At 74.0% G+C, this 21,977-nt stretch carries 16 protein-coding genes; 12 read left to right on the top strand and 4 right to left on the bottom strand.

Annotated features, from left to right (window positions below; genetic code table 11):
- Positions 1–92: 92 nt before the first annotated feature.
- The gene (gene sepH, locus ACFQSB_RS03715; protein WP_380824219.1) at positions 93–2,885 is read left to right on the top strand and encodes a septation protein SepH; all 2,793 of its coding nucleotides are present in this window, start codon (positions 93–95) and stop codon (positions 2,883–2,885) included.
- 225 nt (positions 2,886–3,110) lie between these two features.
- Here the strand turns inward: sepH and ACFQSB_RS03710 are convergent, their stop codons facing one another.
- Positions 3,111–4,709 (bottom strand): PH domain-containing protein, encoded by a 1,599-nt coding sequence (locus ACFQSB_RS03710; RefSeq protein WP_380824218.1) that lies wholly within the window; start codon positions 4,707–4,709, stop codon positions 3,111–3,113.
- A 233-nt stretch (positions 4,710–4,942) separates the two neighbouring features.
- Positions 4,943–5,458: a PH domain-containing protein gene (locus ACFQSB_RS03705; protein ID WP_354850989.1), complete on the bottom strand. Its 516-nt coding sequence runs from the start codon at positions 5,456–5,458 to the stop codon at positions 4,943–4,945.
- 186 nt (positions 5,459–5,644) lie between these two features.
- Between ACFQSB_RS03705 and ACFQSB_RS03700 the strand changes: the two genes are divergently transcribed.
- Both ACFQSB_RS03700 and ACFQSB_RS03695 read left to right on the top strand, forming a co-directional pair.
- Positions 5,645–6,628 carry an ATP-binding cassette domain-containing protein gene (locus tag ACFQSB_RS03700; RefSeq protein WP_380824217.1) on the top strand — a complete coding sequence of 328 codons (984 nt, stop codon included), beginning with the start codon at positions 5,645–5,647 and terminating at the stop codon, positions 6,626–6,628.
- Positions 6,625–7,437, top strand: a complete 813-nt coding sequence (locus ACFQSB_RS03695; RefSeq protein ID WP_380824216.1) for an ABC transporter permease — start codon at positions 6,625–6,627, stop codon at positions 7,435–7,437. Before ACFQSB_RS03700 ends, ACFQSB_RS03695 begins: the two co-directional genes overlap by 4 nt.
- A gap of 186 nt (positions 7,438–7,623) precedes the next feature.
- Here the strand turns inward: ACFQSB_RS03695 and ACFQSB_RS03690 are convergent, their stop codons facing one another.
- The gene (locus tag ACFQSB_RS03690; protein WP_380824215.1) at positions 7,624–11,025 is read right to left on the bottom strand and encodes an AfsR/SARP family transcriptional regulator; all 3,402 of its coding nucleotides are present in this window, start codon (positions 11,023–11,025) and stop codon (positions 7,624–7,626) included.
- A 129-nt stretch (positions 11,026–11,154) separates the two neighbouring features.
- Here ACFQSB_RS03690 and ACFQSB_RS03685 point away from each other — a divergent pair, with 129 nt between their 5' ends.
- The 4 genes from ACFQSB_RS03685 (at position 11,155) to ACFQSB_RS03670 (ending at position 17,530) form a co-directional block, all read left to right on the top strand.
- Entirely contained in the window at positions 11,155–11,694 is a 540-nt protein-coding gene (locus ACFQSB_RS03685; protein WP_380824214.1) for a YbhB/YbcL family Raf kinase inhibitor-like protein, read from the top strand.
- Positions 11,695–11,877: 183 nt separating this feature from the next.
- The gene (locus ACFQSB_RS03680) at positions 11,878–13,971 is read left to right on the top strand and encodes a hypothetical protein (RefSeq protein ID WP_380824213.1); all 2,094 of its coding nucleotides are present in this window, start codon (positions 11,878–11,880) and stop codon (positions 13,969–13,971) included.
- 81 nt (positions 13,972–14,052) lie between these two features.
- On the top strand, positions 14,053–16,332 hold the full coding sequence (locus tag ACFQSB_RS03675) for a SulP family inorganic anion transporter (protein WP_417774564.1): 2,280 nt from the start codon (positions 14,053–14,055) through the stop codon (positions 16,330–16,332).
- A gap of 181 nt (positions 16,333–16,513) precedes the next feature.
- Positions 16,514–17,530: an NAD-dependent epimerase/dehydratase family protein gene (locus ACFQSB_RS03670; RefSeq protein WP_380824211.1), complete on the top strand. Its 1,017-nt coding sequence runs from the start codon at positions 16,514–16,516 to the stop codon at positions 17,528–17,530.
- Between the two features lie 30 nt (positions 17,531–17,560).
- On the opposite strand, the gene ACFQSB_RS03665 is transcribed toward ACFQSB_RS03670, so the two are convergent.
- On the bottom strand, positions 17,561–18,442 hold the full coding sequence (locus ACFQSB_RS03665) for an NAD(P)-dependent oxidoreductase (RefSeq protein WP_380824210.1): 882 nt from the start codon (positions 18,440–18,442) through the stop codon (positions 17,561–17,563).
- 96 nt (positions 18,443–18,538) lie between these two features.
- Here ACFQSB_RS03665 and ACFQSB_RS03660 point away from each other — a divergent pair, with 96 nt between their 5' ends.
- The 5 genes from ACFQSB_RS03660 (at position 18,539) to ACFQSB_RS03640 (ending at position 21,883) form a co-directional block, all read left to right on the top strand.
- Positions 18,539–18,880, top strand: coding sequence for a winged helix-turn-helix transcriptional regulator (locus ACFQSB_RS03660; protein WP_380824209.1), 342 nt, complete (start codon positions 18,539–18,541; stop codon positions 18,878–18,880).
- Positions 18,881–18,979: 99 nt separating this feature from the next.
- Positions 18,980–19,285, top strand: coding sequence for a cell division protein SepF (locus ACFQSB_RS03655; protein WP_354850960.1), 306 nt, complete (start codon positions 18,980–18,982; stop codon positions 19,283–19,285).
- Between the two features lie 307 nt (positions 19,286–19,592).
- Positions 19,593–19,823 (top strand): hypothetical protein, encoded by a 231-nt coding sequence (locus tag ACFQSB_RS03650; protein ID WP_354850958.1) that lies wholly within the window; start codon positions 19,593–19,595, stop codon positions 19,821–19,823.
- 2 nt (positions 19,824–19,825) lie between these two features.
- The gene (locus ACFQSB_RS03645) at positions 19,826–20,308 is read left to right on the top strand and encodes a Clp protease N-terminal domain-containing protein (RefSeq protein ID WP_380824208.1); all 483 of its coding nucleotides are present in this window, start codon (positions 19,826–19,828) and stop codon (positions 20,306–20,308) included.
- A gap of 363 nt (positions 20,309–20,671) precedes the next feature.
- Complete coding sequence (locus ACFQSB_RS03640; protein WP_380824207.1) at positions 20,672–21,883, top strand: serine hydrolase domain-containing protein; 1,212 nt, start codon at positions 20,672–20,674, stop codon at positions 21,881–21,883.
- The last annotated feature ends 94 nt before the right edge of the window (positions 21,884–21,977 follow it).

The raw sequence follows: 21,977 nt of genomic DNA, 5'->3' as shown, positions 1-21,977 counted from the left end.
GACATGCCGGGTACGGTGCTGGCAGGCAACCGGCTCACGCGAGAGACTCAAGGGTCCGGGGGAAGATTGAGCACGACGACGAAGGGACTCGCATGCAGGAGCTCCGACTCGTCGCGGTGAGCGAGGACGGAACATACCTCGTGCTGGCCACGGCCGGCAGGGGTACGCGGTTCACGCTTCCCGTCGACGAACGGCTCCGAGCGGCGGTCCGCGGCAACTTCTCCCGTCTCGGCCAGTACGAGATCGAAGTGGAGAGTCCGTTGCGCCCCAAGGAGATCCAGGCCCGCATCCGTGCGGGGGAGACCGCGGAGGAGATCGCCGCCACCGCGGGTATTCCGGTGGAGCGTGTCCGCTGGTTCGAAGGACCGGTTCTGCAGGAACGCGAGTACACCGCGCAGCAGGCTCAGCGCGTCGCCGTGCGACTGCCCGGCGAGTCCACCCCCGGACCCACCCTCGGCGAACTCGTGACCGAGCGGCTGAGCCGCCGCGGCGTGCCCGCCGACGAGATCGACTGGGACTCCTGCAAGCGTGACGACGGCCTGTGGCGCATCAAGCTGGGCTTCGTCTGGAACGGTCACACCCGCAACGCCGAGTGGCTGTTCGACCTGCGGCGGCGCCATGTCACCCCCTACGACGACGAGGCGCTGCGGCTGTCGGCCACCGAGTACGTCGAGCCATCCGAGGAAGCGACGGTGACGCCCTTCGTGCCGAGGCTCGCCGCCAAGCTCGCGCCCGTCCCGGCCATCCCGGTCGAGGCGCCCTCATCCCTGCCCGGCGTCCCGCGACACGACTCCGGCCTGCGCGACCACTCGGAGCAGCCGCGGGCGGAGTACCCCCGCGACCACGGCGACCACTCGCGCCCCGAAGTCTCCCGCGCCGGCGCAGAGGCTTCCCGGCCCCACCCGGAATCTTCCCACGACCACCCGGACGCTCCCCGGAGCCACGCGGACACCTCACGGACCCACCCGGACGCCTTCCGGCCCCATCCTGAGGCGCCACGGACCTCCCCCGAGGCACCCCGGCCCTACTCGGAGTCCGCGCGCATCCACCAGGAGCCGCCGCGCGGCGATCGCCTCGAGCCCACCTACTCGGCCCTCCCCCCGCACGCCCGCCAGGCGCCCACTGCGGAGCCGTCACGCGCCGATCTCCACGAGTTCCCGCAGCCCGCGCCCGCGTCCCCGCGCGCCTCCGCAGGGGCCGACCTGCGCGAGCCCGCGCAGTCGTACCCACGCGAGCCGGCAGGTACGGAACCACGCGACTCCACGCAGGCCGGCCCACGCGAGCCCGCGCGTATGGACCTGCGCGAGCCCGCGCGTACGGACCTGCGCGAGCCCGCACACGCGGACCTGCGCCAGCCCGCACAGGCGGATCCGCACGAGCCCGCCACCCCGCGGCACGACGAACCGGCGGCCTACCGCCAGGAGCCGGCCGCGCCGTCCCACGCCGAGCCGGTGCCCGCCCACGACCCGGCGCACGTCCAGCACCTGCGGCACGAGCAGCCGCAGCACGAGCGCCTGGAGTCCGAGCAGGAGCAGCCGCGGCATGCCACCGAAGCGGCCGAGCCGTACCTGACGGCACTCGCCGCGTCCGAGGGTTCCCAGCACCCGGCAGCCGGCCAGCCCCACGACGCGCCCGCCCCGATGACGGCGCGGCCCGTCGCCCGGGCTGAGACCACGGTCGAGACGGAACCAGCCGCGCACGCGCAGCAGGCCGCGCACGCCGACTCGGCCCCCGACACGCGGCCGGCCGTCCAGACGCAACCCGCCGCGCACGCGCAGCCGACCGCCCAGGCGGAGCCCGCGAACACCCAGCGGACGGCCCAGCCCGGACCGGCCGCGCACGCTCAGCCGACCGCCCAGACGGAACCGGCTCCGCACGCTCAGTCGACGGCGCACGCCGAACCCGCCACGAACGCGCAGGCCACCGCCCGGACGGAATCGGCGCACGCTCAGCGACCCGTCGAGGCGGATTCGACCTCGCAGGGCGATTCGACCGCGCAGGCGAACCCGGTCGTACAAACGGACCCGGCCGAGCCGGTCGCCGTTCAGCAGGCCGCCGTTCAGCAGGCCGCCGCGAACGTGCCGGCGGCACCGGCCATCAGCGCCCCGGCGGCCACAGCGGCCACAGCGGAGCCTGATGCGGCCTCGGCTGCTTCGCCGGCGGACGAGACGCGCCGGGAGGCCGCCATCCCGGCCGCCCAGGGCACGCGGACGCCGTCGGCCGAGTCGGCCACGACCGTCGCGCCGGACGCGGCAGACGCCGAGCGGACGCCGGCCGATGCGGAGCGGCCCGAAAGCGAGGCCACGCGGCAGGACGTGCCCGCCGCACCGGTGGCGCAGCCCGCTCCCCAAGCTGCTCCCGCCCCAGCGGCCGCGGCGACCATTGCCGAACCCGCTCCCGCAGCGGCCCCGGTGGCCCGGCCCGCGCCGACCGCCGCCCCTGTGCCACGCCCGGCACCGACGGCCGCCCCCGTGGCACGGCCCGCACCCACGGCCGCCCCGGTCGCCCGGCCCGCACCCACGGCCGCCCCGGTCGCCCGACCGGCCCCCTCGGCGGCGCTGGTCGCGCGACCCGCGCCCTCGGCCGCTCCGGTGGCCCGCCCGGCGCCCGGCGCCAAGAAGTCCGCGGCCGCCAGGAAGGCCGAGGCGGAGGATGCCGCGGTCGCCGTCCCGGCGGCGCGCACCAGCGGCGAGGCGGCCGACCGTCCCGCGGCCGCCGCCGAACCCGAGAAGGCCGAGCAGCCGGAGAAGGAGCCGAAGGCCGCCGAACCCGCCGTTCCTCCGCAGGCTCCCAAGCCGCGGCCCGCGCGCAAGGGGTCGCGTGGCCGCCGTGCCTCCGTCCCGACCTGGGACGAGATCATGTTCGGCGCCCGCCGCCAGGACTGACCTCACCACCCAACGGCACCACCCATGGCAGGTCCACCGGCCCCCAACCGGCGGGCCTGCCAAGAACCCGCGCCACTCCCCCGGCCGGCTCACCCTTCACCGACCGATGGCCCGCGGATTTCGACTTCGGACCGGCCGGCCCAGGGCCCGGTGAGAGTCGACCTTGAGTGGGGGCCGATCGATGGACCGGTGAGCTGGGCCTCGACTTGGGAGGCGTTCGTCGGTTCAGCGTTCGGTGGTGAAGGGGGTGATCCAGTCGGGGGTGACCTCGGCGGCGAATCGGACGCCCTGTTCCTCGCCGGTGTCGATCGCGGCGTAGCCTCCGCTTCCGGCGCCAACGCCGGCGATGACCGTCAGGACCCTCGACCGCCGCTGGAACCAGGTCTGCCGCAGAGTCCAGCCCACCACGGCGCGGCGTTCCACCACGGCCTGCGACCGGGGAAGCGACCCGGACCGCACGGCAAGGCGGGCGCCGTCGTAGGCGTGGCCGAGCGAGCGATAGCGGTCGAGCCCGAGGGGTACGCCGAGCGCGGCGACGATGACCGCGACGACGCCGACCACGACCCAGCCGAGCAGGAAGGCGACCACGGCGACGGCGGCGCCGGGGGCCACGGCGCGGAAGAGCCGCCTCTGCAGTGCTTTCGGGGGGTGCGGACGCAGCGCCGCGCCGAAGGGGCCGATCGCCTCGGCCGCCACGCGGACGGCGAAGTCACGCGGCGCGACGGGGAGCAACTGGCCTCGTGTCCGTGAGTCGCCGAGGCCGGTGACGATCGCCCAGAGTCGCACGATCTTCACGCGCCGCTCGAGGACGCCGTCGGCGATCTCGTAACCACGGATCCTGGCGTGTTCGAGCGCCACGCTGCGCCGTGTGATCAGCCCCCGTTCGGCCACCAGCGAGGATCCGCGCCGGCTCAGCGTGAAGTGCCAGTTGAATACCGCGTACATGACGGCCCCGGCCACCGGCATCGCCAGCACCAGTGCGATGGCGACCGCGACGAGCAGGAGAGGTCGGTGCCACAGCCACTCCCCCACGCCGATGGCGGCGCGCTCGCTCAGGCCGAACTCGTTGCCCCACTGGAACGCCAGGCCGACCGCGCCGCCCAGCAGGGCGAACGGGGTGAACAGGAACGCCCCGGACAGCGGGCCGTACAGCAGCCAACGCCAGGGAACCCGCGCGTACACCTGCTCCGGCTCGCTGACGGGCGTGGCCATCGGCGCGGGCCAGGCCCCGGGAACGGAGCCGGACGCCGCCGCACGCGCCGCACCCCCCGCGCCCGCCGCGCCCGCCGTGCCGGTCGTGCCGGTCGTGCCCGCCATGTCCTCGAGGTCCGCCCTGGCCGTCGCACCCGCCGCACCCGTCGCACCCGCCGCGCCCACTCCGCCCGTCGCGGCCGCGGGGTCGGCGTCGTGCCGCGCGGCACGGCTGCGCCGCAGGAGCACCTCGCGCAGGCGTCCGGCCTCGGCGAAGGGGAGCCCGTCCAGTTCGCCCTCCTGCTTGTCACCTCCGCCCGCGCCGGTGTCGATGCGGACGACGGCGAGGCCGAAGAGGCGGTGCAGAGGCGGGGTGGTGACGTCCACGCCCCTGACACGGTGGAGCGGGATCGTCCGGACCGATCGGCTCACCAGGGACCGCGTGATCTCCAGCCGGTCACCGGCGACCCGGAAGGTGAAGGTGACCCAGCGCACCACGGCGTACCCGATCGACCCGACGACGCCGAAGGCGGCCCAGAGGAACGACGACGGTGAGAAGCCGCCCACGAACAGCACGCCCATCAGGGGAAAGAACAACGAAGGCAGCATGCGCGCCAGATCTGTCAGCAGCACCAGCGGGCTCACCCGCGACGGCGCCCCCCATGCCGCATCCGCAGGCCCTCCAGGAGGGCCGGGAGGCCCCGGAGGCTTAGGACTTCCAGGACTTCCAGGACTTCCAGGACTGAGGGGGCTGGCGGGGCTGGCGGGGCTGGCGGGGTCAGTCGTACCGGCCGGACCGGCCGGACCTGGGGGGACGGGACGGTGCGAGGGCTGGGACGGCTCGTCGCGGGGAGCGGGATCCTCGGTCAAGTGGCGTCGTCCCTCAGTTCGTGGGCCCGGTGCGCGAGGTCCTCGGCCAGCCGGGCCGCCACGGTGAAGTCGAGGCCCTTGATGGTCGACGAACCGGCGTAGGACGCCGTGCGGATCTCGACCGTGGCCAGACCCAGAAGGCGCTCGAACCAGCCCTGCTCCTTGTCCACCGTCTGGATGCGGCTGACCGGCACGAACACCCACTGGCGGCTGAACCACCCGGACCTGGCGTAGACGACGTCGTCCGCGAACTCCCATCGGTGGACGGCGTACCGCCACAGCGGCTCGATCACTATGAACGGAAGCTCCACGACGCCGAGCACCCCGGGCAGCCACCAGATGTGCTCGCGGATCCACAGCGGCACCCAGGACCAGCCGGAACCGGAGATCCAGGACGCCACCAGAGCGGTGCCCCCGACCAGCAGGACGTACCCGACGAGCGCCTCCAGCAGCCACAGCGTGATCGCGCGGCGCGAGACGCGGTGAGCGGGATCACGCAGGGGAGCAGTCACGCCCCCAGCCTAACGAGATCCCCTATCGCGCGGACGTGGCGGTGTCAGCGATCTGTCAGCGGCCGGAGCCGGGCGATGGTCGGTCCTCAGGGAAATGTCAGTGCCGTCCAGCAGAATTCTGGTCAGTCACCCGGGCCGCGAGCCGAGAGTGACGGTCTTTCCCCTTCACTTGAGGAGCTCGAAGCGATGCGATATGCGGTCCAGGCGGAAGGCCTGGTGAAACACTACGGCGAGACGCGCGCGCTCGACGGGGTCGATCTCGTCGTCCCCGAAGGCCGGCTGCTGGGTGTTCTCGGCCCGAACGGCGCCGGCAAGACGACCGCCGTGCGGATCCTCGCGACCCTGCTCAGGCCCGACGCGGGCCGGGCGTCGGTCGGGGGGTTCGACGTGGCTCGCGAGGCGCACAAGGTCCGTTCCCTCATCGGCCTCACCGGGCAGTACGCCGCCGTGGACGAGACGCTGACCGGCGTGGAGAACCTCGTGATGATCGGCCGCCTGCTCGGCATCTCCCGCGCGGGCGCGCGGCGGCGCGCCGAGGAGTTGCTGTCACGGTTCGACCTGACCGACGCCGGCGGGCGCGCCGCCAAGACCTACTCGGGGGGCATGCGCCGTCGCCTCGACCTGGCGGCGAGCCTCGTCGGCCGGCCCCAGGTGCTGTTCCTGGACGAGCCGACCACGGGCCTCGACCCGCGCAGCCGCACCGAGCTGTGGGAGGTCGTGCGCGGCCTGATGGCCGAGGGCGTCACCGTGCTGCTCACCACGCAGTACCTCCAGGAGGCCGACGAGCTCGCCGACGACATCGTGGTGTTCGACCACGGCCGCGTCATCGCCTCCGGCACCTCCGACGAGCTGAAGGCCACCACCGGCGCGCAGGTCCTCCAGGTGCGGCCCCTGCTCGGCGAGCACATGCGGCTGGTGGCCGATGTGATCACCGACGTGATCGGGGCGCGGCCCGAGGTGAGCGGGGGCCTCGCGACCGTGAACGTCAATGACCCCAAGGTGGTGCCCGTGATCGTTCGCCGCCTGGACGATCTGGGTGTGGTCGCCTCCGAGCTGAGCCTGCGCAAGTCCAGCCTTGACGAGGTGTTCCTGGCCCTGACCGGCCACCGCGCCGTCGAGGACGACGCCTCCGCGCGGCACACCGAGCAGAAGGAAGAGGTGCCCGCGTGACCACGCTGACCGATGCCGTTCCAGCGCCCGCCATCGCCGCCCGCGTCGGCCCGGCCGCCGCGTTCCGGCACACCATGACGCTCGCCTGGCGCAGCCTGGTGCAGATCAAGCACAACCCGATGGAGCTCCTGGACCTGTCGGTGCAGCCCATCATGTTCCTGCTGCTGTTCACCTATGTGTTCGGCGGGGCGATCTCCGGGTCCACCTCCGAGTACCTCCAGTTCTCGCTGCCGGGGCTGGTGGTGCAGAACATGCTGTTCGCCACGCTGACCACCGCCATCGGGCTGAGCACCGACATCAACAAGGGCGTGTTCGACCGGCTGCGCAGCCTGCCGATCGCGCGGTCGGCGCCGCTGGCCGGCCGCATCGTCGCCGACACGCTGAAGCAGGTGTGGGCGTTCGCCCTGTTCGTGGGCCTCGGCACCGTGCTGGGGTTCCGCGTCCACACCGGGTTCGCCGGGGTGCTGGGCGCGCTGGCCCTGCTGCTCGGCTTCGCCCTGGCGATGTCCTGGCTGTCGGTCCTGATCGGCCTGACCGCCTCCGAGCCCGAGAAGGTGCAGATCATCGCGTTCTCGGTGATGATGCCGCTGACCTTCACCTCCAACGCCTTCGTCCCCACCAAGACGCTGCCCGAATGGCTGCAGCGGTGGGTCGAGGTCAACCCCGTCACCCATCTGGCCGACGCGGTCCGCGGCCTGCTCAGCGGTGGGCCGGTGGCCGGCCACGCGACGATCTCGCTGGCCTGGGGGCTCGGCATCGCCCTCGTCTTCGCCCCCCTGTCCCTGCGCGCCTTCCGCTCCCGCGGCTGAGATCCGGGCCGAGGCTCCGCCGCCATCCCAGCGGAGACCCGCAGCAGAGCGTCCGCCACCCGCGTCCTCCTCCCCCCTCGTCACCACACCACGACGTCGAGCCACGGGGACGCCCGACGCGGGGACGTCGGGCACGGCAGTCGAGCACGGGGGCGTAGAACCCGGGGGTGTCGGGGGTGGGGTGGGTCAGGGGTCGGGGGCTAGGGCGGGGGGTGGGTGCAGGTGGCGGTCGAGCAGGGTGCGCAGGGCGGACGGGGGCAGGGCGCGGCCTCGTTCGTGGGCGAGCCGGTACTCCTGCGAGCCGAGCGCGGCGACCGCGGCGCCGGCGATGCGGACGTGGTCGTGGCCGACCACGTCGTCGAGGCCGCGTACGCGGGCGGCGGCCCCGAGCAGCATCGCGGCGGCCGTGGCGTCCTCGCGCACGACCAGGCCGGCGACGGCGATGAGCGCCAGGCCGAGCGCCCCTGCGTCGTGCGTCGACCAGGCGAGGCGCAGCGCCTCGGCGTGCGCCTCGCGGGCGGCCTTCGGCTCGCCTTCCTGTTCGGCGAGCAGTCCCATGGACGAGTGCAGCACGGCGCGGAACGGCGCGGGCATCAGGTCGTCGGAGGCGCGGGCCAGGGCCCGTTCGTAGTGGAACCGGGCCAGCGGCAGGTCGTCCTCCTCGCGGGCGAAGTCGCCGCGCACGCTGTGCACCCCCGACTCCGCCATGAGGTCACCCGATATGCGGCAGGTGTCCATCGCGCGGTCGAGCACCGCGTGGGCCGCGGCGCGGTCGCCCGAGGCGTGCAGGGCCATCGCGAGCCGGGTGCGCATGTACGGGGTGTCCTCCACGGCGCCGATCTCCTCCACCAGGGTCAGCGCCTCGCTTATCGTCGCAATGGTGGTGGCGTTGTCCCCACGCAGCGTGCTGACCTCGGCCAGGGCGGCCATGGCGGTGCTGACGCCCCACCGGTCGCCCACGTCGCGGAAGCCTTCGAGCGCGGCCCGCACATCAGCCTCTCCTTCGGCGAGGCGGCCGGTGTTGTAGCGCAGGTGCGCGCGCAGCAGGTGGGCGGAGGCCACCACCCACGGGTCGGGGTCGCCGAACATCTCGCCCAGCAGCCGCCCGGGGCCTGCGGCGTGCGTGACGAACAGGGCCAGCACCGGCTCGGCGAGCGAGAGCATCGCGGGCCAGGGACGCACCACCGACGACCTGGCCAGGCGCAGCGCCTTCTCCAGAACGTCCCCGGACTCCCGCCACTGGGTGGTGCCGCCCGCCATGAGGATCCCCTGGACGGCCATGGCGACCGCCCGTTCGCGCGGCCCGGCGTCGTCGGCCCCCTCCACCAGGGCCATCACCTCCGCGGCCCGCTGGGCGCCCTCCGTGCGGCGTCCCATGAGGAACCAGTACCAACCGAGCGCGCCGACCAGCCGGAGCGCGAGGTCGCGGCCGTCCGCTCCGACGGCCCAGCGAAGCGCCGCGGTGAGGTTGTCGTGCTCGGCCGACAGGCAGGCCAGCCATTCCACCTGGTCGGCCCGGCGCAGCCGCGGCTCGGCGGTCTCGGCCAGAGCGGTGTAGAAGCGGGCGTGCGCGAGCCGCACGCCGGGCTCCTCGCCCGACTCCGCGAGCCGCTCGGTGGCGTACGCCCTGATGGTCTCGAGCATCCGGTAGCGCTCGTCATCGAAGGCGACGAGCGACTTGTCGACCAGCCTGCCCAAGGTGTCGAGCACCTCGGCGCGGGTCAGCACGCCGTCCGCGCACACCGTCTCGACGGCCTCGAAGGTGGCGCCCCCGGCGAAGACGGCCAACCGGCGGGCGAGCACCCGTTCGGGTTCGTCCAGCAGGTCCCAGCTCCACTCGACGACGGCGCGCAGGGTCTGGTGGCGGGGCAGCGCCGTGCGGCTGCCGCCGGTGAGCAGGCGGAACCTGTCGTCGAGGCGGTCGGCGATCTGGCCGGCCGACAGAGTGCGCAGGCGGGCGGCGGCCAGTTCGATGGCCAGCGGCATGCCGTCCAGTTCGCGGCAGATGCGCGCGACCGCCTCGTCGTCCGGCGTGTGGCCGGGGCGGGCCATGGCGGCGCGGTCGGCGAACAGGCTGCGGGCGTGCTCATGGTCGAGCGGCGGGACGTGCCACAGCAGCTCGCCGCCGATGCGGAGCGGCTCGCGGCTGGTGGCCAGGATGCGCACCTGGGGGCGGTCGGCGAGGATGCGGTCGGCCAGCCGCGCGGCCGCCTCGACGACGTGCTCGCAGTTGTCCAGGATGATGAGCCGTTCCCCGGGGCCGAGGGCGGCCACCACGGTCGCGGTCAGGTCCGCCGTCTCGAACGGCACGGGAGCCTGCGCGCGCATGGGGGCGCGGCCGGTGTCGCGCAGGCCGAGCGCGGCGAGCAGCGCGCGCGGCACGTCCTCGGGGTCACGCACGGGCGCCAGCTCCGCCAGCCAGACGCCCGCGGGCATGAGCCCGGTCAGCCTCTCCCCCGCCTCGACGGCGAGGCGGGTCTTCCCGGCGCCGCCGGGGCCGAGCAGGGTGACCAGGCGATGGCGGCCGAGCAGTTCGGCGGCGTGTCTCAGATCCTTGTCCCGGCCGACGAAGCTGGTCAGCCGCGCCCGCAGGTTGCCCCTCCGCGCCCCCGCCCCACCCGGCTCGTTCCCCTTGCCGCCATGACCGGCCACGTCCACCGCGCCGGCCGCGACACCGCCACCGCCGTGAGCACCGTCACCGCCCTGAGTGACCACGGGCGGCGAGCTGCCGGCGACACCCCCGTCTTCGCCTCCGGCGGCGAGGTTCATCGCAGCGGACGCGGTTCCGGCGGTTCGCCGGGGTGGTGCGGCGGGTTCTCGGTGGGTGCCGCGGAGCATGGACAGGTGGAGGGCGGCGAGGGCGGGCGAGGGGTCGGCGCCGAGGTGGGCGGCGAAGGTGTCGCGGGCGGCCTGGTAGGCGGCGAGCGCCTCCACGCGGCGTCCGGCCGCGTACAGCGTGCGCATCAGCAGGCCGTGCGGCCGTTCGCGCAGCGGGTGGGCGGCGATGAGCGCGGGCAGCTCGGCCGGCAGATCGGCGTGCCGCCCGAGCAGCAGGCCGGCTTCGGCGCGGTCCTCGACGGCGGCCAGCCGCAGCCCTTCGAGGCGGGTGATCTGCGAGGCGATCTCCGCGTCGGCCTCCCCGGCGACCGTGAGGTCGGTGAGCGCCGGGCCCCGCCACAGCGCCAGGGCCTCCCCGAGGATGTCCGCGGCCCCGGCGGCCTCTCCGCGAGCCAGGGCTTCGCGGCCTTCGGCGGCCAGACGGACGAACCGGTGGACGTCCACCTGATCCGGAGATATAACCAACCGGTAACCTGACGCTTCGGCGGCCACCACATCGCGTCCCAGGGCGGCTCGCAGACGCGAGACGAGCGCCTGTAGAGCGTTGCCCGCGCCGCTGGGCGGGCCGGTGTCCCACACGGCGGAGACGAGCATGTCGACAGGCACGGTGCGACCGGCGTTGAGCAGCAACGACGCGAGCAGGGCACGCAGCCGCCGCCCTCCGATCGCGAGCGGCACGCCGTCGTGAACGACCTCCAGCGGGCCGAGCAGCGCGAAGCTCAGGCGCGTCTTGGGCGCCGCCGCATCCATGCCTCGATTGTGGCCGATCCCACCGCTTCGCGGCGCCGCCCATTCCGGCGATGGGGTCAGGCCACCCCCGGAACGCGCGTAGCATCAGCGACCATGGGGCTGCCGAGAAACACCGTGCGGATTGGACGCATGGGACACCGACGCATCGCCGTCGCCGCGGCGACGGCGGTGGCGCTGTCGGCCGGTTGCGGCATCGTGGGCGGCGGCTCGCCCACCGAGAACTCGCTGGACGGGCTCAGCGTCTCGAGCCCGCGCTTCCGCGACCAGGCGCCCCTTCCTTCGGAGTTCTCCTGCACCGGGCAGTCGGGCAATCCGCCGCTGCGCTGGTCGGGCGTGCCGCAGAAGCAGACCAGGTCGATCGCCCTGGTGGTCGACGCCACCAACGCGCAGGGAGCGGTGGAGGCGCATTGGGTCCTGTTCAACGTCGACTCGCTCACCACCGAACTCGCGCCGAACAGTGTGCCCAAGGGCGCCCTGCAGGGGCTGTCCTCCAACGGCAAGGTGGGTTACGCGCCTCCGTGCCGTCCCGAGGACACCTACCGGTTCAGCGTGTACGCGCTGAACGCCGAACTCGCTCTCAAGAACGGCGCCGGGCTCCGCGAGACGCTGGAGCAGATCGCCCAGCACACGATCGCGCGCGGGCGGCTCTCGGCGGCGCACATCGAGTGACATGCTGAGCACCGCAGGTAGTAATGGATACCGGATCTTCTCGTAGGGTGTGACAACGCTCATAGTGGTCGGACAGAATCAGATGCAATCCTCGAGCGCAGGTGGTCAACGGGGGCAGATCGCGTCGATGGCCGCGCGGTCTCCTCAGCGCCACTGGAAGGCGATGGCCATGAAGGTGGTGCAATGATCGCGGTCATTTTCGGCCTGGTCGCCGTCGTGCTGCTCGTACTGATGGTCGTTGCATTCGGCATGCGGTCCATGAACCGCCGCGAGAGCAACCTTCCTCCCGAGCGCCTGGAGAAGCTCGCCAAGCAGGCGGAGGACCCATCGGCCAAGCGTCCCGGCCGTCCCGCCGAGGAGACGTTCTTCGAGAGCTTCCCCGAGGGCTTCGACGCCTTCACCGAACCCGAGCGCGCCACCGCGCGGCTGCGGCCGGGCGGCAACAAGGCCGGCGCCCGTCCCGCCGGGCGGCCGGGCGGCCGTCCCGCTCCGCGCGGCAAGCAGGCGTCCTCGCGCGGACGCCGCGGCGTGGACGAGTGGGGCGACGCCGACGACTACGACGACGACTACTGGACGCGCGTCCGCGCGGACGACGGCGCCTTCGGCGGCACGATCGCCGCCCGGGTCGGCGCGAGCCGTCCCGACGTCCCCTCCCCGTCCTCGGCCGCCAAGCCCCCCGCGCCGAAGGACAAGGACGAGGTGGACGCCAACGCCGCCACCGTCCAGGCGCCCCTTCCCACTCGCTCGCCCGGCCGCTCGGGCGTGGCGGAGCCCTCGCGCGCGAGCGCGCCGCCGTCCTCCTCGGGCGCGGCGGCCGCCGACCGCACGGTCGCCTTCTCCGCCCCGGTCCCCGCGCCGTCATCCCCAGCCGCGCCGCCCGGCGCGGTCGCGGCCGCCTCGGCGGGCGACGTCCTGGGCGCCATCGGCTCGGCCCAGTCGCCGGGCCGCACCCGCCGCGGCTCGCGTCCCGACCCGGCGGACCCGCTGGGCATCACCGACACCGGCCGCGCCAAGCCCCGGCGGCGTCCGGAGTCCGGCGGCGGCGACCCCGGCCGTCCCGCGGCTCCGGGCCGTCCCGCCGAACCGCGCAGGCGCACGGGCGCGGGCAGGCCCGCCGAGGACGATCGCGCCGCCGACGGCCGTCCCGAGCCCGCACGTACGGACCCGCAGGCCACCGGCCCTCGGGTCGACCCGCTCACCACCCAGCCGCGCATCGACCCGTTGTCCACCGGGCCGCTGGCGGGCGCGCACCCCACGGGGTCGCTCGCGAACGACCCGCTGTCCAGCGGCCCGCTGTCCGGCGGCGCCGCATCCCGTGACCCGCTGGCCTCCCGTGACCCGCTGAGCTCGCGCGATCCGCTGGGCGGCTCGCCCGCGGGCAGGGCGCCGTCCGGCGGCGCCGTCTCCGGGGCGGCGACGTCCCGCGGCCCGCTGCCCACCGGCCCAGGTTCCCGTCAGGCCGGTGCGAACTCCACCGGGTCGCGTCCGGGCGGCCCCCCGGACGGTTCCCGCGCGGCGACCGGCCCCTTCGACGCGGGCCGTTCCTCGACCGGCTCCTACGAGGCCCCCCGGGCGGGTGGCTCCGCGCGCGGCACCGGCCCGCATCCGGTGTCCGGTTCGTTCGGGGCGGCGGGAGACTCCCGCGGCTCGACCCCGAACTCCGCCACCGGCGAGTTCCCCGCCTCACCGGCGGCGGACCAGTCATGGCCGGCCCGCCCGGCCTACCCGGCCGCCGGCTCCTACGACATCCTGGACGGGCCCGCGTCCTCGGCGGCTTCCTCCGGCGAGACCTGGAAGACGTCGGACTACCAGCTGCCCTCCTACGACGGGTACGCGGCGGGGACGCCGGCCGGGCCCAGCGCCCCGTCCTACGAGGTGCGCCCGGGGTGGGCGACGATCGACGACTCCGACGCGGCCGGCGGGCCGACTCCTCCGGCGGGCATGCCCACCGGCTCCTCCCGCGGCCCCCAGGCGTATGACGCACCGGCCGGCCGGCCGGCCAGGGGCGACGACGCGCGCCCGGGGCCGGGCGGGCAGGGGCAGGGCTACGGCGGCGGCTACGAGGCCGATCGCGCCTCCTCCTCCGGCGCCACGTCCGGGTCGTGGGCGCAGCCCCGGCAGAACAACACCGGCGGCAGCTGGCCTTCCTACGGCGAGCTGTACGGCACGGCGGCGGGCGGCACCGAGGACCCGACCATCCAGTCGTCGAAGGGCACGCCGTCACGTGGCGGCCACCGCCGGCCCACCGACACCGACTATCCCGACTATTACCGCTGATCACCCAGCATTCCATCGGTAGATGGAAAACGCGGCGGCCAAAGCCTTAATCGGCCGGCCGCCGCGTCGTATGGTCACAGCATGACCGGGCATACAGAATGTGACGAGAGTAAGACTCAGCGTATTCGATCGGTGCTCCGGCACGACCTTCCGGCCTCGCTGGTGGTCTTCCTGGTCGCCATCCCGCTCTCTTTGGGCATCGCCGTCACCAGCGGCGCGCCGCTGATCGCGGGCCTGGTCGCGGCGGTGGTCGGCGGCCTGGTGGCCGGGCCGCTCGGCGGGTCGGTCGTCCAGGTCAGCGGGCCCGCGGCCGGCCTGGCCCTTGTGGTGTCCGAGCTGGTGCGCACCTACGGCTGGCGCGCCACCTGCATGATCACCCTGATGGCGGGCGCGCTGCAGGTCGTCCTCGGCGCCTTCAAGGTGGCCCGCACGGCGCTCGCGGTGTCGCCCGCGGTGGTGCACGGCATGCTCGCCGGGGTGGGCGTGGTGATCGCCCTGTCGCAGCTCCACGTGGTGCTCGGCGGGCAGCCGCAGCGGTCGGCCGTGGAGAACATCCTGGAGCTGCCCGCGCAGATCGCCGACAACCACAGCCACGCGGTGGCGGTGGGCGTGCTCACCATCGCCCTTCTCGTCCTGTGGCCGCGCCTGCCGCGCGTCAACGTGGTCCCGGCCCCGCTGGCGGCGCTGTCCATCGCCGCGCTGACTGCCGGCCTGCTGGGCTGGGACGTCGCCCGCGCCGACCTGTCGCGGGGGTTCACCGACTGGGCGACGCCGGCGCCGCCCACGGGCGACTGGCACGGCATCGCCGGAGCCGTGCTGCTGGTCGCGCTCCTCGCCGGCGTCGAGTCGCTGCTCTGCTGCGTGGCGGCCGACCGCCTGCAGGACGGGCCGCGCGCCAACCTCGACCGCGAGCTGACCGGCCAGGGCCTGGCGAACCTCGTCTCGGGGGCGCTCGGCGGCCTGCCCGTGGCGGGCGTCATCGTCCGCACCACCACGAACGTGCGGGCGGGGGCCCGCTCCCGGTGGTCGGCGACCCTGCACGGCGTGTGGGTGCTGCTGTTCGCGGTCTGCCTCGGGTGGTGCGTCACGCTGATCCCGCTGGAGGCGCTGGCGGCCCTGCTCGTCTTCATCGGCGTCCGCATGGTCAACCTGGGCACCGTCCGCGGCCTGCACGGGCACGGCGAGCTGCCGATCTACGTGCTGACCATGGGCGCGGTCGTCGTGGTGGGCCTGGCCGAGGGGGTGCTGCTCGGCCTCGGCCTGGCCGCGCTGTTCGCCCTGCGGCGCCTCACCCGGGTGTCGATCCAGGTGCGGCTGGAGCCGGACGACCGCTGGCACGTCGTGGTCACCGGGTCGCTGACGTTCGTGGGCGTGCCGTCCCTGACCTCCAGCCTGCGGGCCATCCCGGCGGGCGCCGCCGTCGATCTCGACCTCAACGTCGACTTCATGGACAACGCCGCCTTCGAGGCCCTGCACGGCTGGCGTCTGGAGCACGAGCGCGGCGGCGGCACCATCGCCATCGACGAGATCCACGACCAGTGGTACACCACGGCGGCCGCGAGCGGGACGCGGGTGTCGGCGGCCAAGACGCCGCCGCGAGCGCCGGATCGCTGGTGGCTGCCCCGTGCGTACCGGCGGGGCGGCCCGCTGTCGCGCATCCCCGTACGGCACGGGCAGACCTGGATGCCCTCCCGGGAAGGCGGCGACGAGACCGGCCCGCACGGGGGCGCCGTGCCCGACCTGCTCGCCGGCACCGCGGACTTCCAGCGGCGCACCGCTCCCCTGGTGCGTCCCTTCCTCAACCGCATGGCGCGCACGCAGGAGCCCTCGCACCTGTTCATCACCTGCGCCGACTCCCGCGTGGTCCCGAACCTGATCACCGCGAGCGGTCCCGGCGACCTGTTCACGGTGCGCAACATCGGCAACCTGGTGCCCCGGCACGGCGCGGCCCCGCCGGACGACTCGGTGGTCGCGGCCATCGAGTACGCGACCGCGGCGCTGAACGTCTCCACGATCACGGTGTGCGGCCACTCGGGGTGCGGGGCGATGGCCGCGTTGCTCTGCGGGGGCGAGAACATCGGCGCCCTGCCGGGCCTGGGCAACTGGCTGCGGCACGGCGACCACACGCTCGCCCGCTACATCCTGTCCGACCCCGCCGGCGAGGACCACGGGCCGCTCGACCGGCTGTGCAGGGTGAACGTCGCCCAGCAGCTGGACAACCTGCGCACCCACCCGTCGGTGGCCAGGCTGGTGGACTCCGGGCGGGTGCAGCTCGTCGGCCTGTACTTCGACATCGGCGCGGCCCGCGTGCACGTCCTGGACCGCGAGGGCTTCTCCCCTGTGACCACCTGCCCCCGCTGACCGGACAGGCCCACCGCGGCGCGGACGGCCCAGGGCGACGCGCACGGCCGGCGGGCGCCGCCCGCGGCGGACGGCCGGCGGTGATCGCTCACGGTGAACGGCGCGCTCCGGCGGCCGGCCGGAGATCCGCTCACCGTGAAAACGTGCGGCGCGGCGGCCGCAGGGGGCGACAGTGGTGGACATGAGGATTCTGGTGATCGGTGGCTCGGTGTTCCTCGGCCGGGCCATCGTCGAAGAGGCGCTGCGCCGCGGCCACGACGTCACGACGTTCAACCGGGGGCGCTCCGGCGAGGACCGGCCGGGGGTGACGGCCGTCCGGGGCGACCGGGAGGTCCCCGACGACCTGCGGGTGCTGGCGGCGGGGCGCGAGTGGGACGCCGTCGTGGACGTGTGCGGGTACACGCCGAAGGTGGTCGCCGAGTCGGCCCGCGCCCTGTCCGGCCATGCCGGCACCTACACGTTCATCTCCACCGTCTCGGCGATCTCCAGCTACCCCGCGCAGCCGGCCGACGAGTCCTCGCCGCTGTGGGAGTGCTCGCCGGACGCCGGCCCGCAGGACGGCGACTACGGGGTGCTCAAGGCCGGGTGCGAGCGGGCGGTCGAACGCTACTTCGAGGGCGCCGCGCTGATCATCGCGCCGGGGCTGATCCTGGGCCCGTGGGAGAACGTCGGCCGCCTGCCGTCGTGGCTGCTCCGCATCGCCCGCGGCGGCCGTGTGCTGGCCCCCGGCGACCCCGAGACGCGCATGCAGCTCATCGACGCCCGTGACATCGCGGTGTTCACCCTCGACCAGACCGAGAAGGGGGTGAGCGACCGGTTCATCACCACCGGCCCGCCCGGGAACACCACCTTCGGGCGGTGGCTGGCCGAGTGCGCCGAGGTGACCGGCTCGGACGCCGAGCTGGTGTGGGTCGACGACCGCTTCCTCGCCGGCCAGGACGTGCAGCCGTGGGTCGAGATGCCGCTGTGGCTACCGGCCGAGCCCGACGCGGCGGGCGTGTGGAAGATCTCGGCCGGGAAGGCCGAGGCCGCGGGGCTGCGCTGCCGTCCGGTGGCCGAGACCGTGCGCGACACCTGGGACTGGATCAAAGGTCACGACGAGGCGGCCCTGCGGGCCCGCTACCCGCGCTGGAGTAGTCACGGTCTCGCCCCGGACAAGGAGGCGGCCCTCCTCACCGCCTGGGCGGCCACCCGGTGACCGTCCCTTCCACGGCGGGCGCGCGGCGTCTCAGCGGGTGAGCAGGTCGATCACGCCCGCGGTGCCCTCGTCCCCGTGGCCGCCGGCGAGGCGGCGCTCCATCAGGGCCGTGAACGGGGTCAGCAGCTCGGCGCTGACCCCCTGCTCCTCGGCCGTGCGCAGCAGCGTCGCGTTGCCCTGGACCATCATGGCGAGGCTGGAGGTCACGCCCTTGGCGTAGTCGCCGCTCTCCAACTGGTCGGCGACCCGGTAGGCGTAGGGGGCCATGGCGGTGAGCCAGCCGACGAGCAGCGGGGCGAACTCCCCGGGCGGGAGGCCGCCCCCGCGAATCAGCGCGAAGGAGTGCGAGACCCCGGCGAACATCCCGGTCATCGCGCTCAGCAGGGCCACGTCGTGGAGGGCGGCCGAGCCCGGGTCCTGGCCGACGTACCTGGTGCCGGCGGGTACGGCCAGCACGTCGTGGTGGGCGTCGAAGACCGCGCGGGACCCGCTGTAGAGGACGTAGCCGCCCGATCCGGGCACGCCGATCATCGGCGGAACCGCCATGACGCCGCCGTCCAGGAAACGGGCGCCGCGGTCCTCGGCCCAGGCGGCGCGGGCGCGGGCCTGGGCGGGGGTGCCGGTGGTGAGGTCGACCAGGTCCTTGCCCCGCAGGTCGGCGCCGGCCAGGGCCTCGTCCACCGAGGCGTGGTCGAGCAGGCAGACGACTACGAGACCGCTCGCGGCCACGGCCCCGGCGGCCGTCCGCGCGACCGCCGCGCCCTCGGCGGCGAGTGGCGCGGCCCGGCCGGGACCGCGGTTCCACACGGTCAGCGGATGCCCGGCGGCCAGCCAGGCGCGGGCGAGCGCGGAGCCCATGGCGCCCAGCCCGAGGAGGGTGAGCCGGGGCTTGTCAGAAGTGTCGTCATCCATGGCGATTACACTTGCGACCGCCCCCGGAACGATCAAGTACGCACTGTGAAGTGGGTGGTTACGCCGGGGTAAGGGAGCAGGCGGGAGGGATGGACCATGACGACCGCGCGGAGGCCGGGGACGTACGTGTGCGGCATCGACGCGGCGATGGACGTCATCGGCGGCAAGTGGAAGGTGCTGATCCTCTGGGCGCTGAACCAGCGGCCGTGCCGCTTCGGCGAGCTGCGCAGGCTGCTGCCGGGGGTGAGCGAGAAGGTGCTCGCCTCCCATCTGCGGGAACTGGAGGCGGACGGCGTCGTGCACCGGGAGGCCTACGACGAGGTGCCGCCGCACGTCGAGTACTCGCTGACGCCGCTAGGCGTGTCGCTCAACGAGGCGCTGGCGCCGCTCGGCGCGTGGGGCCGGGAGAACGTGCTCGGCGGAGTGCCCACGCACTAGTGCAGAGGTATGACGCCTCTCCTAGTCACTCCGCCGCTGTAGAGGGGTTTTGACCGATGTGATCGCTACGGCCGGTCTGCGGGTGTTAGCGTCGGCGACGTGGCAGACGTGGAGACCGGCGGTCCGGACCAGCACGAGAAGCCGAGGGCCTTCACCAGCCCTAGGCCCGACATGTCGTACGTGAAGACGCTGCGCCCACAGGACTACAACGAGGTCCTGTACGTGGGGCACTTCTTCCGCAAGGGCATGCCGGTGGTCATGGACCTCACAGGCATGTCGGACGCCGACGCCAAGCCGCTGGTGGACTTCGCGGCCGGGCTGGTCTTCGGCCGGCGCGGGGACATGGACCGCATCGCGCACAAGGTCTTCCTGCTGGTGCCCCCCGGCATGGTCATCAACGCCTGACCCGCGCCGGGGCCCTCCGGCCCGGCGGTCATGACACCTCCCTCAGCCGGTCGGCTTCGCCTACGGCGATCTCCTCGGCCGGCCCGCTTCGCCGTACGGCGGTCTCGGCGGCCGTACCGTCGCCGGCGGCGGCGCCTTGGCCCCCCTTCCCGGTGGCGGCGCCGTACCGCGATCTCTCCCGGGCCTGCGCCTCACCGTGATCTCGCCGACGGCCGCGCCGTGCCCTGGTCTTCTCTGGGGCGGCAACGTTCCGGCATCAAGCAACTCGGGTTGACTAAGAGGGAATTAGTCAACTACGGTTGCTTACATGTCCGGTGTTGAGAACTCCGCGTCCCGGGAGCCCGCCGACGCGCTGGCGGCCGTCGCCGCCCTCAGGCGCCTCGCCGACCAACTCGAGGACGCCGCCGTCGAACAGGCGATGCGTGAGGGCTGGAGCTGGCCGCAGGTCGCCGAGGCGCTCGGAGTGACGCGCCAGGCGGTCCACAAGAAGCACGCCAAACGGCTCATCGAGGCCGGCGTCCAGCTGAGGAGGCGCTGAGGATGTCCAGCACGTTCGACCACTATCTTGCGACGATCATGGAGGAGGGGGCGCGCGAGGCTCGCCAGGCCGGGTCGGCGACGATCGAGGCGGAGCATCTCCTGCTGGCCGTCGCCGCCGAGGGAGAGGCCACCACACGTCAGGTCCTCGTCTCGGCCAGCCTGGACCACCAGGCGATCCGCGAGGCCCTGGACCGGGAGTTCGAGCACAGCCTGAGCGCGGCGGGAGTGTCCCTCGGGGCCTTCGATCTCCCCCGCCCGAGCCGCGCCGCCAAGCTCCCGTCGCAGCTCGGCGCGTCGGCCAGGCTCGTGCTCGAACGCATGGTGGGAACCTTCCGCAAGAAGGACCTGCGACCGGCACACCTGCTGCTCGGCATCCTGCAGGCCGAGGTCGGCACGGTCCCGCGCGCGCTCACCCTCGCGGGCGTCGACCGGCACGCCCTGGCGGCCCAGGCACGCCGGACGATCACCGGCCAGGACGACTGACCCCCACCGACGCCCGGTCCGACCGCCCAGACCGACGCGCACCCCACTCTCCCGCCGCGACGCGCCAAGGCACGTCCTTCCCCACACCAGCTCCCACCGCGACGCGCTGAGACACGTCCTTCTCCCCATCAGCTCCCGCCGCGACGCGCTGAGACACGTCCTTTCCCCCACACCGGCTCCCACCGCGACCCGCGGACGCCGCGCCCCTCCCCCGCGAGCGGCCGGCCCGTCTCCTGCCGTCGGGGAGCACACCGGCACCGCAGGCGGCTTCGCCGTGCCCTCGTACAGGGCCTCATGACGCGGTCCGCCGATCCTCGGTCCGGGCCCAGGCGGCCCGCCCCCTATCCCAGAAGGAACGAACCCATGCTCACACGCGCGACCCGCGTCCGCCTCGGCCTGCTCATCGCCGGGACGACCGTGGCGAATATCGCCATGATGACGCCGTCCCCCTCGTCCGCCTCCGCCGCCGCGGCCACCCATGAGCACGCCGCGCTCCAGCGCCTGCTCGACCGGGCCGTGGCCGTGGGCGGCGTCCCGGGCATCCTCGCCGAGGTCAGGGACGGCGGACGGCGCTGGTCCGGCACGGCGGGGGTCGCCGACACCGCGACCGGCCGCGCGCGTCGGGCGCGTGACCGGTACCGCATCGGCAGCACCACCAAGACGTTCGTGGCCACGGTGATGCTGCAGCTGGTGGCCGAGCACAGGGTGAGCCTGGACGACACCGTCGACAGGTGGCTGCCCGGCGTGGTGCGCGGCAACGGCCACGACGGCGGCGCGATCACCGTCCGGCGGCTGCTCGACCACACCAGCGGGATCTTCAACTACACCGACGACCAGGCGGCGCTGAGCCGGTACCCGAGCCCCACGCCCGAGCAGCTCCTGGACATCGCGATGTCCCACCCGCCGGCCTTCGTCCCCGGGACGAGCTGGGCGTACTCCAACACCAACTACATCCTCGCCGGGCTGATCATCGAGCGGGCGTCCGGCGGGACGCTGGCCGACGAGATCGCCACGCGGATCGCCCGCCCGCTGCGCCTGGCCGGGACGTACCTGCCGCGCGGCGCCGACCCGGTGATCCACGGGCCGCACTCTCAGCACTACACGAAGAAGTTCCAGACCGGCCCCGACGCCGTGATCTACGACGCGACCGAGATGGACACCTCGCTGTTCTGGGCGACCGGCGCCATGATCTCCACGGCCGGCGATCTGAACCGGTTCTTCCGCGCGCTGCTGTCCGGACGGCTCCTGCCCGCGGCGCAGCAGCGGGAGATGTTCACCATGGTCCCCACCAAGGACTGGATCGCCGGCAGCGCCTACGGCCTGGGCATCTCCTCGGTGACGCTGTCGTGCGGCACGACGGTGTGGGGCATGGGCGGGGCCCTGTTCGGCTCGTTCTCCTACACCTACGGCACCCGCGACGGCGAGCACATGCTCGCGATCAACGTCAACGGTGACTGGACCGACGGCGGATGGGAGGACCCGATCGGCATCTTCACCGACGCCCTGGAGGTGGAGTTCCGCCCCGGCGACTCCCGGGCGCCCCGGCGCTCCATGGAGCCCGCCGACCCCGCATAGACGCCGCCGGGTTCCCGGAGCACGCCCGCCGTCCTCGCGAGCACATCCACCGGCCCCTCATGTGAAGGCCCGCCGGTACGGCGGTGCCGCATCC

It is taken from the genome of Sphaerisporangium rhizosphaerae (assembly GCF_042665155.1).
Taxonomy (GTDB): domain Bacteria; phylum Actinomycetota; class Actinomycetes; order Streptosporangiales; family Streptosporangiaceae; genus Sphaerisporangium; species Sphaerisporangium rhizosphaerae.
The sequence above is the reverse complement of the archived record's forward strand: the minus strand, read 5'-3'. Positions and strand labels throughout refer to the sequence as shown.